13 protein-coding genes are annotated in these 15,791 nt (G+C 55.3%); 3 read left to right on the forward strand and 10 right to left on the reverse strand.

Annotated features, from left to right (window positions below):
* Window position 1 precedes the first annotated feature (1 nt).
* The 6 genes from FB556_RS01185 to FB556_RS01210 all read right to left on the reverse strand — a co-directional run bounded on the left by FB556_RS01185 (window position 2) and on the right by FB556_RS01210 (window position 8,417).
* The gene (locus FB556_RS01185) at window positions 2-700 is read right to left on the reverse strand and encodes a GltB/FmdC/FwdC-like GXGXG domain-containing protein (RefSeq protein WP_141863998.1); all 699 of its coding nucleotides are present in this window, start codon (window positions 698-700) and stop codon (window positions 2-4) included.
* Complete coding sequence (locus FB556_RS01190; protein ID WP_246057139.1) at window positions 688-1,518, reverse strand: class II glutamine amidotransferase domain-containing protein; 831 nt, start codon at window positions 1,516-1,518, stop codon at window positions 688-690. Before FB556_RS01190 ends, FB556_RS01185 begins: the two co-directional genes overlap by 13 nt.
* Before the next feature lie 125 nt (window positions 1,519-1,643).
* Window positions 1,644-2,708: an ammonium transporter gene (locus tag FB556_RS01195; protein WP_246057140.1), complete on the reverse strand. Its 1,065-nt coding sequence runs from the start codon at window positions 2,706-2,708 to the stop codon at window positions 1,644-1,646.
* Window positions 2,709-2,804: 96 nt separating this feature from the next.
* Complete coding sequence (gene glnT / locus FB556_RS01200; protein ID WP_141864004.1) at window positions 2,805-4,199, reverse strand: type III glutamate--ammonia ligase; 1,395 nt, start codon at window positions 4,197-4,199, stop codon at window positions 2,805-2,807.
* Between the two features lie 1,676 nt (window positions 4,200-5,875).
* On the reverse strand, window positions 5,876-6,745 hold the full coding sequence (gene catA, locus FB556_RS01205; RefSeq protein WP_141864006.1) for a catechol 1,2-dioxygenase: 870 nt from the start codon (window positions 6,743-6,745) through the stop codon (window positions 5,876-5,878).
* An 85-nt stretch (window positions 6,746-6,830) separates the two neighbouring features.
* Window positions 6,831-8,417 carry an AAA family ATPase gene (locus tag FB556_RS01210; RefSeq protein WP_141864008.1) on the reverse strand — a complete coding sequence of 529 codons (1,587 nt, stop codon included), beginning with the start codon at window positions 8,415-8,417 and terminating at the stop codon, window positions 6,831-6,833.
* 227 nt (window positions 8,418-8,644) lie between these two features.
* Here FB556_RS01210 and FB556_RS01215 point away from each other — a divergent pair, with 227 nt between their 5' ends.
* Window positions 8,645-8,965, forward strand: coding sequence for a putative quinol monooxygenase (locus FB556_RS01215; RefSeq protein WP_141864010.1), 321 nt, complete (start codon window positions 8,645-8,647; stop codon window positions 8,963-8,965).
* A gap of 3 nt (window positions 8,966-8,968) precedes the next feature.
* Window positions 8,969-9,703, forward strand: coding sequence for a PIG-L deacetylase family protein (locus FB556_RS01220; RefSeq protein ID WP_246057141.1), 735 nt, complete (start codon window positions 8,969-8,971; stop codon window positions 9,701-9,703).
* A gap of 53 nt (window positions 9,704-9,756) precedes the next feature.
* Here the strand turns inward: FB556_RS01220 and FB556_RS01225 are convergent, their stop codons facing one another.
* Window positions 9,757-11,229, reverse strand: coding sequence for an aldehyde dehydrogenase family protein (locus FB556_RS01225; protein WP_141864013.1), 1,473 nt, complete (start codon window positions 11,227-11,229; stop codon window positions 9,757-9,759).
* Between the two features lie 5 nt (window positions 11,230-11,234).
* A complete protein-coding gene (gene ligM / locus FB556_RS01230; protein WP_141864015.1) occupies window positions 11,235-12,668 on the reverse strand; it encodes a vanillate/3-O-methylgallate O-demethylase in 1,434 nt (477 codons plus the stop codon).
* Window positions 12,669-12,901: 233 nt separating this feature from the next.
* Here ligM and FB556_RS01235 point away from each other — a divergent pair, with 233 nt between their 5' ends.
* Window positions 12,902-13,657 (forward strand): SurA N-terminal domain-containing protein, encoded by a 756-nt coding sequence (locus tag FB556_RS01235; RefSeq protein ID WP_170200313.1) that lies wholly within the window; start codon window positions 12,902-12,904, stop codon window positions 13,655-13,657.
* Between the two features lie 143 nt (window positions 13,658-13,800).
* On the opposite strand, the gene FB556_RS01240 is transcribed toward FB556_RS01235, so the two are convergent.
* Window positions 13,801-14,220, reverse strand: coding sequence for an SseB family protein (locus FB556_RS01240; protein WP_141864019.1), 420 nt, complete (start codon window positions 14,218-14,220; stop codon window positions 13,801-13,803).
* Between the two features lie 216 nt (window positions 14,221-14,436).
* Window positions 14,437-15,615 (reverse strand): MFS transporter, encoded by a 1,179-nt coding sequence (locus FB556_RS01245; protein WP_246057142.1) that lies wholly within the window; start codon window positions 15,613-15,615, stop codon window positions 14,437-14,439.
* Between the last annotated feature and the right edge of the window lie 176 nt (window positions 15,616-15,791).

Here is a 15,791-nt window from a genome sequence, read left to right on the forward strand (position 1 = left end):
TTTACTCTCCAGAGTTGAAGTGGTACAGGGTACGTGCCGAGCCGTAACGGGTGAAAGAGTCAACATAGGCGTCGTCGTTGGCTTCTTGATCCATGCCGGCATCTTTGAGTAGTTGCACCAGTTCTTCGCGGTGCTCTTCGCGCATTTCTTTAGCGATACAGTCAGCACCCAGAGATGCGACCTTGCCCCGAACATACAGACGGGCTTCGAAAATGGAGTCGCCTAAGGCTTCGCCAGCATCTCCACATACAACGATGCGTCCGGCCTGGGCCATGAACGCACTCATGGCACCGATATTGCCTTTGACCACGATGTCGCCACCTTTGAGCGAAATGCCGCAACGGGTGGAGGCGTTACCATCGACGACAAGCAGGCCACCGTGTGCGGTGGCAGCCGCCGACTGCGAGGCGTGGCCCTTGACATGGACAACGCCAGACATCATGTTTTCGGCGACACCGGGGCCAGCCATGCCATTGACGGTTACCTTGCCGGTTTTGTGCATACCGGCACAGAAGTACCCGACGTCGCCGTCAATTTCGACGTCGATTTCATCATTGATTCCTGCGGCAACCGAGTGGGCACCGCGGGGATTTAACACCCGGTAATGCGTTGCAGTCGGTGCGTGGAGTTCGTGGTTGAGTTCCCGAACGGTCTGTTCTGCCAGATCAAAATCTACGGTGGTTTCAGTTAGCGTTTCCATGTATACACCTTCCCTGGTCCTGGTTCGAAAATCTCGGCATCTTCCATGCCCGGCAGGTGAGCAATCGCCTGGAATTCTGAGGCCATGGCCACCCAGTCGGGGTGTTCGGCGATAATTGCAGGTTTGCAGGCGTATTGGTCACGCACCACCGCAAAACTATCTTCGGTGGTCACCAGCAGCGTATAGAAGCCATCGAATTCTTCACTAAGCGCCTCGACTGCAGTTTGGAGGTCTTCGCCGAGCTGCTGCATGCGATAGGAAATGTAGCGTGAGGCTACTTCCGTATCGTTTTCGGAGTCGAAGGTGAGCCCTTTCTCTTCTAGGTCACGACGAATCGTGGCATGGTTAGCGAAAGAACCGTTATGGACAACGGACAGCCCGTTGACCGAGTACGGGTGGGCACCGGCAGCGCTCACGGCCGATTCGGTCGCCAGACGAGTATGCAGCACTCCTTGCCAACCTGTTACGTCTGATAGACGGTAGGTTTCACGCAGGTCCATTGGGTTTCCAACACCCTTATAAATGACACTGTCGTCACCTGCACCGATGACGCTCGCTTCGGGAACGATTTCCCGAACCAGTGCCACCAGCTGATCGCTTGGCATTTTGGCTCGGATGAACGTGGTGTCGGACATGTTTTCGACGCTGACATCGGCGTCGTGCGATAGTCTCTCAGCTACACGCTGTCGGGTATCACCGGGCGCGTCCAAGAGCGATACTGAGGAATATTCCTCAGGTAAAAGTTCTCGGTCGCCGTAGATGGCGACGCCAGCAGAGTCTGGTCCGCGCACAACGATTCCGTCGACCATCTCATGCATGAGAGAACCTAGCTGCGGGATAAGCTTTTCGTCACGCAGTTGGATTCCAGCGATTCCACACATGGATAGACCTCCTATATTTCGTGTCTTTGTGTTGTTACGTAGTGTTTTGGTTAGGCCGCTAGCTAGGCGGGATCAGTTGCTCGCATTTCTACGGCTGGGAAGGCTTCGGCGTCGTCGAGCATCTTGGTTGGTTTCGGCATGACCTTGAGAATGAGGCCTACGATGAAACCGAGCACAAGGCCAATAACCAGGGTGCCCACCACAGCAATGGCTTGGGCGCCACCGGCAAGGCCTAGCACGATCGGGGCAAGTCCCCCGATGATGCCCGGTACGCCGTGCAGGTTGTGTACTCCCATGGTGTCCCAGACGCCGGTTTTCTTGCGCAACCATCCGTCAAGGAAGAGGAACGATAGTGTGGATATCCCACCGCCGACGAGTCCGATAATCCAGGATTGCAACGGGGTCGCGAGGTCAACGCTGGCCCCGATGGCCACCCCACCGGCGAGGATGGCATAGGTGAATACGAGTGGATCAATAGTACGTTTCAGTGCCCAAAGTATCACGTAGGTCACTAAGACTGAAGCCACCATCGCCAGGTAGGTGTTCGCCATGCCAGAAATGACATCTTCTGGTGGCAGCAGCGCGGTCACAAATGATGGCCACAGGACCATCAGTAACATCGAGGCCAACCACACAAACGAAACGGAGTGCACACTGGTATTAGCTGGTTCATCGTTGACCGCCTTGTTGCGCAGTCCCAGGATGACGCCCCAGCCCCAGTAGGCTGCGAACATGTGCACCAGGATCGAACCGCCGGCATCTAAGACACCATCCAGTGCGGTAAACAGGAACCATTCGATGAACATGTACGAAGGCACAAACAGCACGCCAACGACGAGGAAGGCGATGGTCGAGATGTGGCCTAAGAAGACGCCGATAGCAATCACTAACGTAATCGCCGCAAAGACCGCGCCGATGAGGAGCTCGATATTTATTTCGGCGTCAAAGAAGGTCGTGTACGCCAGGATGTAGAGGGGAAAGACCGTGGCAAACACTAACAGTGTTGCTAGAGCGACCCCCCATTCGTAGCGGCGGATGAACATCATCAAGAAAGCCACGAGCATCAACATGAAGAACACATCTTGAGCTCGGTGGTACTGGAACAGTTCAGCAACCTGATCGTTCATCGTCGTTGCCGCGGAGTGTAAGTGAGTGAGAGTGTCTGAGGCGAAGTGCATGAGGTTACTTCCCTTGGGCTAGACCGATTGGAAAGACTGCCTGGCTTATGGGAAGCGCAGGTAAATATCGATTTCATGGGCAGTGACTTCGTCAGTCACGTTATGATATTCGGCACGCTTAATGCGGGCGTAGTGATCTACGAAAGCCTCTGTATTGTCCGATGGGCGACCGTATTCGTCGTCGATAGGCACCTGTCCGAAAGCCTCGCGTAGAACATCGTCTTTGACAAGGTAGTGCACTGATTCCATCAGCGAATGTGGCAGGGTGCGGATGCCGCGGCGTTCAATCTCGCGGGGTGGCGTCAGGTACAGATCCAGGTCGTTCGGTTCGCCCGGATCGAGTTTGCGATTCACCCCGTCTAAGCCGGAGGCAAGGGCCGCAGTGAATCCGAGGTAGGTGCTACCAGAGAAGTCCGGAGTGCGGTCTTCGATGGCTCCAGACCGAGCGATACGCATCATCTGTGTTCGGTTGTTACCACCGTAGGTCATCGCTACGGGAACCCAGGTGCGGACAGTTTCTGTACCGGCTTTCAGGCGTTTATACGAGTTGACCGTGGGTGCGACCATGGCCATGTAACCGCGCGCATGGTCAAGGATGCCGGCAACGAATTGGTACCCTAGCTCGGACAGATCCAGACCACGTGCATCATTCTCATCCAAGAATAGGTTCTCATCGGTGTCTTTATCCCACAGGCTCATCGTGTAGTGCATGCCGTTACCGGTGTTATCGGTAAATGGCTTAGGCATAAAGGTCGCAATCATGCCGTATTCTTCAGCCAAGGAATCAACCATGTAGCGGAAGAACACCGAGCGGTCAGCTGTTTCGAGTGCGTCTGAGAAGGTCACGTTGATTTCGAACTGCCCGTTGCCATCTTCGTGGTCGACGGCGTAGTTTTCCCAGCCAAGTTCCGTCACGTACTCTGACAGTCGAGTCATCAGGTCGTATTGCCGGGTCAGGGCTTTGACGTCGTAGCAGGGACGGCCCCAGTTGTCGTATTTATCGGCGACTTTAAGTTTGCCGTCGTCGTCAAAATCGACCAGCATGAACTCGGCTTCAAAACCGAGTTTGAAGACGTAGCCCTGCTCTTCGGCTTTTTTCATTTGGTTCTGCAAAATGGTTCGTGGGCAGTACGGCCAGGGTTTGCCTTCAACCGTGGCGTTACCGATGACGTGTGCCAGACCCTTCTTCCATGGCACGATGCGGAAGGTTTTTGGGTCTGGGATCACTTCGATGTCTGGACTCTGAGGGCCCTGTCCAATCTCACCAGCGGCGAAGCCTGCGAAGCCTACCCCGTCGGAGAAAAGTGCATCGACTTGGCTTGCGGGCACCAGCTTGGCACTAGCTTTTCCGCGGATCTCCGTGAACGAGGCAAAGATAAACTCAATGTCATGTTCTTCGATTAATCTTTTGACATCTTCTACAGACTCAGGCTGTGCCATGGACCGCTCCAATCAGGTGAATTTGAACTCATGGGTCAGTCTTCATTCAGGAGAATGAAGAAGCTTTTCGGACGTAGATGTCTGAGGTTCGCTCAGTGATGCAAGGTAACTTTTCCAGTCACTTTAGGGGCTGTCAACCGCAGAACCATGCGGCAAGTGAGCGGAGATTAGGGGTAGACAACACCTACTTATCGTGTTAGCGAATCCGAAATGATCATTCTGCCCTCGAAAACGATTGACAGAAACTGTTAACTATGTCACATCATACGAGTGAAGATATTCGCGGTCTAGCCCTAGTCGCCCGAGACGCAGAAGAGCACGCTCAGCAGGGATCTACCGGAGCTCTATGTCCTGCCATTTCCGCACCATAGTGCGCCACCCCACAGCGTGGTCTGGACCATCTCCCGCGACGCGCGGACACACATTGCGATCGAGTGCGACCCAAGGCTGGCGGCCCCATACGCCACCCCCGCACCATGGAACGCGAGAAGTGTCGATAACTCGCGACTCAGTGAACAATCGAGGGGCTTTCTTGAACATTAAAACGTCGCATACGTCAGAAAGTGCGGAGATCCCGCACTTCGAGTTCGATAATAGCGAACGAGCGACTCTACCGAGCGGCAGAAATTCATTGCAGATGCCGACGATCTGTGACCTCGCGAGGGTCTCGCCTAGTGATTCGAAGGTTTTCCGATGATTGCACAAATCTTGAGAAAGTTAGTTGCCTTTCGCAGAGGACTCTATCCCTAAGCTTGCTGGGTGAGTCAGGGGGCTAGCTCGGGCATTACTCGCACCGCCTTACGGAAATTGTTAGACAATTCTCGCGCCGCCACAGACTCCTTGCGGGCTCGCCTCAAAGTGCAATTAATTTTGGTGCACGTCTGACCGGGAAAAACACCAAGGAACACCTACGGTGTTTCCGGAAAGACCCGGGCGCTGGGATCATGGCTGCCTGTCCAATCGGCTCCGTTGGGGTTAACCCGAGCCACCTCAGTGCAAGAACGGATGGAGAACTTCGAATAGATCCGCGTGGGGTGATACTGCACAGTCTTTTCAGCGATACAGGCGCCGAGCCGTTTCTTTATTTGTGAGCCTTGGATCACAAGCTTGGAAATTACGTGACCCTGATTACAGCGATCGACCATGGCAGGAGCGTTGACGTTTTGAAAGAACCCCGGTCACGGGTCAAGCGGCTAGCAGCATCCGATCTAAGCAAATGAATAGCGACAGTGAAAGGTCGCGTTGCCGTTCATCGAAGTGAGTTTAAGCGCTTCCGGGTAGAGCACCTCTGTCACCTCGATGTCTTTGTAAACCGCAGTAACTCAGGCTGGGGATGCGGTGGCACAGATAAAGCGCGGGGCATGCTTGGTATGGTGACGAAATCTTCTATCAATGCGGCAGCTTCATCCAACCGGCGAACTGCGATCAGTGCGTGGATGAGCTCTGGTTGCCAGTGCCAGAAGGAAACTTGCTTTTCGGTCCAAGGGTCGATTTCAGTTAAAGGCAAGAGAGCGGCCGGCCAGCGCACCTTCGTTGCCATTTTTGACTTTGCGTTCGATCGCGCGGGTTCTTCGGCGGGCGCCGTCGGTGAAAGCCGTTAACGCAAAAGAGGAGCAGATTGTGCTGCTCCTCTTTCTATGGTGAGTCCGTGAGACCTACCTGCTAATGAATACCGCTTAGGCTTCTGGGTCCAGGACAAAGTCATATTCGACGGTGACGCCCTTACCATCTTCGGTTGGTTGTGGATCCAGCATCAGTTCTGGTTTGACTGCCGAGGCAATGTCGTCGTCGTTGTGTGGATCTCCAGGGAAGTACAGTTGTGCCGTCAGCAGCTCGTGACCTGGAGCTTTGACCTTCAGGTGGAGATGCGCTGGGCGCCAAGCGTGCCAACCGGCAGCGGCAATCAGCTGCCCACAGGCACCATCGGTTGGGATCTGGTAGGGCGCAGGCTCAATGGTGTGAATTTCGAAGCGTGCATCGTTATTGACGACCCAGGTGCCACGCAGGTTCCATTCTGGGATGCCCGGAGCGAACTGCGAGTAGAAGCCGTCGCTGTCTGCGTGCCATAATTCAACGGTGGCATCTGTCAGCGGGGTGCCATCGGTCGAACGGACCTGGCCGAAGAATTTCAGCGGCGTGCCCGGCTCATCTTCACGCATAGGAATGGTGCCGTTCCAGGACATTTCTGGTGCATCCTCGATGTAGTATGGGCCTTCGATTGAGCCCTTGTTACCTTCGCGGTGGCTGGTGGCAACGTCTTCAACCGAGTGCTCTAGCCATACGTCAAGAAACAGTGGCCATTCGCCGTCTTCGCCGACCTTGATGAGCCAAGCTTTCAACGCGTTGTATTCGTCGTAACTGACGCGCTCTTCGAGAATGATATCGTTGAGCGCCTTGATAGCACGACCGGCCAGTAGGTCAACGCGTTCCGTATCGACGACGCCATGGCTTTGGGCTGCCGCAATGCGTTCTGCGAAACGCTCCGATGCGAGGTTTCCGGATACGGCTGCTGCTGGCGCTTCGTCGAGGTAATCTTTTTCTGTCATGGTATTTTCTACTTTCTACTCAATGTGCTGGGTCGTGGCATGACACGGCCTATCTACTGTGTGCTCTAAAGTGTGGGGAGACGTATCAGTTGTGGCCCTGAAGCTCGAGTTGCGGCGCCAGTCCCCGGAAGCGCGCCGCCGCAGTAAAGACCTGGATGGATAACTCTACGCCGCGATGGATCGCCATGCGCAAAGCCAGACGAAGCACCATTTTGATGTCGCGCGGGGTAATACCATCGAAGCTCACCACGAGTTGTTCTAGCAGAGCCGGGGCGAGGACGATGTCATGTTCAGCGGCGAGGTTTTGCCAGATCTGACGGGCGTGCTCAGTGTGTGGTGGCAGGTAATCAATGACTGCAGCACACCGGGCGAGGATGGCTTCATCGACCCCGTGAATGCGGTTGGTGGTCAAAAACAGCAGCCCGTCGTAGTACTCCAGGGTGCGCAGGAATTCAGCGACAATTGCGTTTTGCTGTAACTCGAAACCACGCTCCAGCACGAACACGTCTGCTTCATCCAGCAGTAATACGGCATCCCAGCGCTTGGCTCGTTCGAAAATCTCTTCCAAGTTCTGGCGTACAAGGTCTGCGGTGATCCCCAAGGAGCCGGTGTGAATCGAATACAGTGGCTTTTCAATGACCTCCGCATACACTTCAGCAGTCAGGGTCTTACCCACCCCGGGACGACCGCGGGCCAAAATGACGTTGCCAGCTGATTTACCTTCAATAATGTCGCCGGTGAATACTGTGATATCCGAGGTCAGGATATCTAAGAGCTCCCGCTGGTCTTCGGGTAGAACAAGCTTGTCCTTCAGGCCGGTGTCGTACGCATATTGCGTGAGATCAGCGGTATTGACGTCCAGGTAGTCCTGAGCCGACAAGTCGAAAACGCGCACTGCTGTGACGACCGGTACGGTCCCGTGGTGACCGGGTTCAAACAGCGTGGATGCGGTGACGATGCGCAACGGAGCGATCTCATGAGGCGCAATATCATGGACCACTTTGCGCTGCGTTCGCTCTTTGGCTGAGCGGAAGTCTTCGGTGCGAATTGCTCGCCCAGTGTAGAGGTACTGCTTGCCGAAACCGTGATCAATGAGCTGCTGGAAAGAATCACGGCGATGCTGATACTGGGCCTTCAATTCGGGTGTTTCTTTATACACTCGGTGGCTGGTCAAGACATCGACCGGCGTCTTACCCACGAGCTCAGAATCTTCAAAGTACAGCACTCGGGGTGCGCGGGAGGGGCGCTTAACCGTTGGGTTGTCAGCTTCCATGGTGATTTTTATGCGGGCTTCCCGGGACCGGTCTGCGTGTTCCATTTCAATGCGGATCACCAGGTAAGGGTGCAGGTATCCGTCGGCTTCTTGGACGTACAGCCAGCCGTCGATCATGTCGGATTTGAGGAACTCCCTGAACATCTCAGCTGCCGAGTCGATATGTGGGATCGGTTGAAAGTTCCCGGCTCTGGCTGACTGCACGGCCATGACTGAACGCGCAAATTGTTCGTGATCCAGTTTCTTTGCGGCCTCAACCAGGTCTGTCAGTGCGTCGTCGGTGAGGTATTGCTCCGAGATCCCCATGTCTTTGGATCGCCAATTGGCTGCTTGACCACGGGCTTTTTCCAGGGCAGGCGACGCTGTAACAGCAACCACTTCAGCTGGGGCAACGAACATACTTCACTCCTCGAACACTTCATTCACGTGACGATCATCACGCAATAAGGTGCTGTTCACCCTACACCGATTTTTGCAATGAATTAAATACAAGATCCAGCACAATTGAAATGTTTTGAGTATAGATAAAGTCTCAATATTTAGCTGATGCTTGCTCGTACTCTCAGCACGTGACAGGCTTGATAAGGCAACATTGTCCAGTATCGAGCTAACACAGGAGTAAAGCCTTGATTTTCATCGCAGCGAAGTTCAAAGTCCGACCAGAATACGCTGATCAGTGGCCCGAGCATGCCCGGGAATTTACGGAAGCCACTCGTCGCGAACCGGGATGTTTGTGGTTTGAATGGTCCCGCAGCGTCGAGGACCCTCATGAATACGTTTTGCTGGAAGCGTTCAAGGATGATGCTGCCGAAGCCCACGTAACCTCGGACCATTTCAAGAAGGCGCAGCAAGATCTACCGCCCCTACTGCAAGAAACCCCCAAAGTTCGAAATATGCTCATCGAAGGCGAACACTGGGATGAGCTCGGCGAGATGGCGGTGGACTAGCTCGTGGTCGAACACCCTTCGCCGCTGAGTCCATCGCTGGTGCCGCTCGATGATGGCGCATTCCAGCGAGTACTGGTGATTGTGGCGCATCCCGACGACGCCGAGTACGGCACCTCAGCGGCGGTGGCCGAATGGACGTCCCGCGGAATCGAAGTGGGTTATGTGCTGGCAACCGGTGGCGAAGCGGGAATGCAGCGGCCGCCGGCGGAAGCTTACCAGCTTCGCGCTGCCGAACAACGGGCAGCCTGTGACATTGTGGGCGTGAACCATCTACGCATTCTGGACTTTCCGGACGGCATGGTCGAATACGGTGTCGCGCTACGGAAAGCATTGACCTATGAAATCCGTGCGTTTCAGCCCGATGTCCTCGTCACCGGCTCTGGCGAGTTGGTCGTTCCCTGGGGATTGGACCACCCTGACCACCGGGCCGTAGGGTTAGCCGCCATCGACGCTTCACGTGATGCTGGCAATAGATGGTTGTTTACCGAACACTTCGACGAAGGTCTGGGACCTTGGCAGGTTTCGACGCTGTTATTGACCGGTACCGAACCAACACACTTCGTCTCGGTTTCGAAGGCAAGCATGGACAAATCAGTGGCATCACTGGCCGCTCACAAACACTATTTGGCCGATTTGCCCGATCACCCTGCACCTGAAGCCTTTATTCCCCCGATGCTCGCGGCGATGGGCGAACCGGCAGGTGTCCCCTATGCGATGGGTTTCGCAGTCCATGAGTAAACGTGACGCTGCACCGCCGATGAGCGCGGCGGTGCAGCCTCATGAAGTCGTCTTCACGATCCTTTGTTGAGCCCTAAGGAGTGGGGTTCCTGGAATTCACGCAGACCCAGGATCCCCATCTCGCGGCCCATCCCGGACTGTTTGACGCCACCAAAGGGTGCTCGCTGATCTAAGCTCGGAGCCCCGTGAGCGTTATGGAAGACGTAGCCGGACTGCAGCCTGGCACCGACCTCTTTGGCGGTCTGCTCATTGGAGGTCCACACGCTATTACACAGACCATAGGGCGTATCGTTGACCATCCGGATGCCGTCTTCGACGTCGTCAAACCCGATGATCGGGATGGTCGGGCCGAACTGTTCTTCAGTCACCACGCGGAGGGTAGGGTCTGGATCCACAATGATGGATGGCCGCACGAAATTCCCGCCAGCCCAAGCGCCAGTCGGCATCTCGCCGAATTCGCGCACATCGGCCCCGGCCTCTTTGGCTTCTTGAACCAGTGCCGTCACGTATTGCCACTGCGATTTTTGATGCAATGGCCCCATGGTAGTTTCAGGATCAGAAGCTGGGCCTAGCCTGACGGTTTCGAGACGTTTGGTTAGCTCATCAATGAGCTCTTGTTTCTTCGAATTGTGCACGTAGAGGCGTTTGGCGTTCATACAGATCTGGCCGGTCGAACCAAAGATGCCAGCAAATAACCCGTCCATATTTTCTTGGGTGAATTCGGCGTCGTCGAGGATGAGCGCTGCATCGTTGCCCCCGAGTTCCAGCAGCACACTGGTCATGGTTTCAGCGGCCATGGTCATGATGCGTTTACCACCCTGAACAGACCCAGTGAAACAGACCTTGGCGATGTCTTTGTTCGAGACCAGCGCTGAGCCGATCTCGGCGTCTTCACCGGTGACGACGTTCAGCACACCGGGTGGAAGTTTTTCGGCATACCGCTGCACCGCACGCGTCATAGCCAAGGGGGCACTGGGTGGCGGTTTGACTACGACGGTGTTTCCGGCCATGAGCGCATATGGCATGGAGGCGCCGAGGATCGCGATGGGCCAGTTGAAGGGCACGATAATGGTGACCACCCCCATCGGTTTGAATGACACGAGCGTTTCGGTGGGCGGGCCGGGCAGCGTTTCGACGTCGTCCACCCGATCTGCCAAATCGCAGGCCAGTTCGGTGCGTTGCACCAAACCCAGCAGGTCAAACGTGGACTCACCGATCACCTTGCCGTTTTCCTCGGACAACAGGCGAGCTTCCGCATCGGAGTTTTCCATCACCGTGCCTGCCGCGGCCCGTAACAACTCAGCACGGTGCTGTGCACTGGTTGCCGCCCAGTCTGGAAACGCGTACTTGGCTGCGACAACCGCCTGACGGGCTTGTTCATGGGTGGCTGCTGCCGCCATTCCCACGATCTGCGATGGTCGTGCAGGGTTGCGGATTTCCATGACATGCTCAGTGTCAAAACTATGACTGGCGTCATAATATCGGCCGCCATAATACAACTGAGTGTGGAGGATGTTGGTTTTCATGGTCGCTACACTTGTCCCTTCTTACGCCATGCGCCTTCATAGGAATCACGGACTGCTCTGGAATAGGGCACCGGAGCCACGGTGACTCCGACTTCAATTTGTTGGTGGTGTTCTACGGTGGTCTTTCGGCTACCGCCATTGGGTTCACCCCAGATCACCTTCAGTCGAGCACCCAGGGGAATATCGGGATCGACCACGGCTAATGACAGTGCGGTCCGCTCATTAGCCGAATAGCCAGTGAACATCGAAAGCCCCACGACGGCGCCCGTCTCATCTAGGACTGCATCGAAGTTCGACGAACCGTAGTTCGCATTGGGCAGATCAAAAAACTTATACGGCACCGAATCCTTGTCATACATCGAGGCATGAATCCGCACCATGTCCTCGTCGTCCCAAGCGAGCGTGACTTTGCGGCGTTGGACCGTGGGATCCATGGTGCGCAGGGCGTGGTCACCGATGAAGTCGTGGTCGTCTCTGATGAAATTGCCATACCCGAGCTCCCAGGGGGTGGTGTAGTAGTCTTCGATGTCTTCGGATACAAACGAGCCGGCAATCGTGTTGTTGGCTTCATAAGAGTCTCCTCCCAGCCAGGCTCTATAGTCAGCGAGCATGCCATCGCCGGTATAGATGGCAGGCAATGGCGACGGTATCCAGCCGGATTCTAAAGTATTGGAAGAATAGGCTCGCGCTCCAACTGCCAGCAATCCGACATCCTCGCCGGCCTGCATCACGGCTTCGCGCACGGCGTCGTAAAACTCATATGGGCCCCAGAGTTCTAAACCGGGTGCACCAGCCATCCCGTGACGCAACGTGCGAACCGTTAACTCCCCTATTTCCAGGGTGCTCAGATGAAAGAACTTCAACTGCTCGACCGGTCCGCCGTTGAGGCGTTCGATCACCTCCCAGGCTCGAGGACCTTGGATTTGCAGGCGCCAGTAGTGCCGATGCACAGCTTTGCCCATGGGGCGTGACGGCGAACGGCGATCAACGAGTAATTCGACGTCGTAGTTTCCATATTCGGCGTGGAAGAGCAACCAGTTGGTGACCGGTGCGCGACCCACGTAGATGTATTGTTCAGGCTCTTCATGAAACAAGATACCGTCACCGATGACATATCCTGCGGGTGTCACCGCAACGAATTGCTTTGCGCGATTGACAGGGAAACTCTTGAATGAATTGATCGCTGTATACGACAAGAGTTTCTTAGCGTCGGGACCTGTGATGATCAGGTTGTCCATATGATGCGTCTGGTCGAACATCACTGCGCTTCGTCGCCAGGCTTGGGCTTCATCCCGCCAGTTGGTGAATTCCGAAGCGACCACGGGGTAGATATAGGCGCCGGTCGGGGCATTTCGCATGTACTCGACAGGATTTTCGGCGCGATCGAGAACGTCTTGTAAAGAGTTGGACGCTGGATTGTGGTGGCTGGATGGCGCCATGGAGCGTTCCTTTGTTGCAACGACTGTCCTTGAACTGCCCGATCACAAAGTATCGTGTGAAGCAGCCCACAGTCTTGAGCATAGTGAGAAGACAGGGTTTTCACAACGCGGTTATTTGCCAAAACCTGCCGCGGGCTACTGGGAATCCCCTGAGTGTGAGCTGGGTGTCATTCACAGTTGTATTTGCTAATCTCGCCGGGATACAAAGCACAGAACCGATGGAAGGGGCAGTTATGCCCAAGAAATTACTCCTGAGTATTGCCGCGGTGTTGGCTGCTTTCAGTCTGGCCGCGTGTGGGGCTGATGGTGAAGATGCAGCCTCGGAAGGGACCGATCAAAGCCAGCAGGGAGAACAGGCGATGCCCGAACCTGACGTGGAGAATATTCCGGATGTTGTTGCTGAGGTCAATGGCCGGGAGATTTCTGGAGAAGCCTTTGCCGAAAGCTATGAGGCCCAATTCCAGCAGCTTTCGATGCAGGCCCAGATGACCGGTCAGGAGCCGAATCAAGATGAGCTGAAATCTCAGGCCTTGGACATGATGATCAATTCCGAGCTGCTCACGATGGAAGCCGAAGATCAAGGTTTGAGTTCGTCTGAAGAAGACGTCGATGAACTCTTAGCCACGATGGCAGAAGAAAACGGCCTCGAATCAAGCGATGCGCTGATGGAAGAGTTTGAGTCTCAAGGCTTGAGCCAAGAACGCGTCCGGGAAGATCTCCATAAAGAGGTACTGATCCAGCAGGTCGTTGAAGACCTCGATGTCAAAGAGCCCACTGATGACGAGCTGCAAGAAATGTATGATCAGCAGGTGGAACAGCTGGAAGCAATGAATGAGCAGCTGGAAGAAGATCAGGCACAAGAGACACCATCGTTTGAAGAGATGGAGCCGCAGCTCACCGAGCAGGCGACCATGCAAAAGGAAAATGAGGCAATCTCAGGACTCCTTGATGAGCTTCGTGAGCAGGCTGAAATCGAAACACATATCTAGTCGTGCCGCAGCCCTGCGATCATCATCTTGCGGCGCGCAACGCTAGGAGTTGAACAACTCCTGGCATCACGAGTCTGACAAGGGCTGCAGATCATTCATTGTGAGCTGCAGCCCTTTGGCCATGATGCTTTACTGGCTCGTGGTTAGGCCTGGCCGAGTTGGGAAATGATTTCTTCCCGAACAGCAGCGACTTGTTCTTTGCCCAAGCCAAACTGACGTGATGTGCCGAAATCGATAACGATACCGGCATCGGTAACCGACTGAATAATTGCTGAACCAGGAACCACGCTGACGTGTGGGGCTGCCTCAGCAAAGTCATCAGGGATATTGTCGGGCGAGGTGAACAGCGGCATGACGGGGTTGCCGTCGGTGTCCTGCAGCATCAGCGGGCTCACGGAACCGTCGTCACCAGCTTTGTCCACCGACGGGAACACGACCTGTGAGTTGAGGAATGCGTTGATGACATCAACAACTTGTTCATTGGTGACTTCTTCGCCATCTGTAGCGGTCGTAAGCTTTTCAATCAAATGGGTCTGTTCGGGGAACCCTGCATCCTGTGTCATCTTCAAACCTCAAGTATTCTTCATCTAACGGACCTGTTGCACAGGTATGACACTCTCCACGCTACGCGTTCCCTGACGCTCGGGGAAATCATTAGGCTGCTCCAGTTCTCCATTCGGTCCGCAGATGCGGGCTTGCTGGCCTAGATGCCGAACGTTCACTCGTCATGGACACTGTTTCCAGTACTAGATGCCCCGGTGCAAAGCGGCTCTTGTGTCTCATGCCTGCGTGGATTCGTATCGCGCCAATCCTGCAACGGCGACGACGGTGAGGATAACCGCGAGTCCGGCACCGGTGCCAAAGATCAGCGTCCATCGTCCAGCTTCGGCCAGGGTGCCGGCCACCGCAGAGCTGACGGCACTGCCAGCAAAGAGCGCGCCAGCGAAGAATGCCACTGTCATGCCCCTGGCTTCTGGGATCACTTGGGTCGCCCAGGATTGCAGCCCGGTGTGCATGAAAGCCCAGGTGCCCCCGAGTAATAGCGCTGCTATCACTACGCTCAATACAGACAGGTGCACCGCCACTGTGCCTAAGCCAATGACCAGGCTGCATCCACCAATGAAGACAACTCGTGGCCCGCTCAGCTTGGCAGTTATCGGACGAACCAGACGGGAAAAAACCAGGGTTGCCAGCCCGTAGGCGGCTACCGATAGGCCAGCCCAACTTGTTTCGATGCCTTGAAATTCCAATGCGGGAGCCAGCAGCGTGAGAATACCGAGCACCAGGCCACCTTCAACAAATGCTAGGAACACGACAAAGCCGGCCCATTTTTCGTTGAAGAACAGTTTCAACGCGGCAAGCACCCCGGTGCGCTGGTCGCGAGTGGGTTCGGTCAAACGGAACAGCGGGATGAGGCTTGCGAGCGCAAGCGTAGCGGACAGGGCAAAGACGATCCGCCAGCTGAAGACCTGGCCTAATATGCCTGCGGCTGCCGTGGCGAATGCCGTTCCAACCGCGATAGCCGCCATCAAATCGGATAGGGCTGATTGTCGATTTCGCAACGCGGTGGTATCACCAACATATGTGATGGCGGCCGGGACGATCGCCCCAAAGAAAGCACCTGTCAGGGCCCGAGCAATCGTCAGCAGTATCAGGTTGGGGGCAAAGGCAGAACTTATTCCGCACAGCAGTGCCCCTGTCAGGGCGACCCGCATCACGGGCAATCGTCCGAATCTATCGGACAGCATCCCCCACAACGGCTGGCTGAGTCCATACGTAAAGAAATAGACCGAAGCGACCGTCACCGCGGTGCTGAGCGAGACATCGAAATCTAACGCCAAGATCACCAACAGCGGGGAGACCCCGAACCGATCCACGCTGGAAGTAAAAGCGGCTAACGCGACTGCTACCGGCGGGTGAGTCACTGGGGTTGCGGACTTGGGTGCATGAGAGGTCACACACCTACCTTAGCGCTGCCAATTTCTCCGAGTTTTTCAACAGCTTTCCACCTGATAATTGTGCGTCGAGAACACTTGAATTCTTTGGTACTTGAACGTCAGCCCAGCTCCCGCCGCCATTCTGTCGACCACCACGTCATGCTTTTGTCATACCTGGTTCTTATACTGAGGATAAT

This window comes from Enteractinococcus coprophilus (assembly GCF_006716305.1).
Taxonomy (GTDB): domain Bacteria; phylum Actinomycetota; class Actinomycetes; order Actinomycetales; family Micrococcaceae; genus Yaniella; species Yaniella coprophila.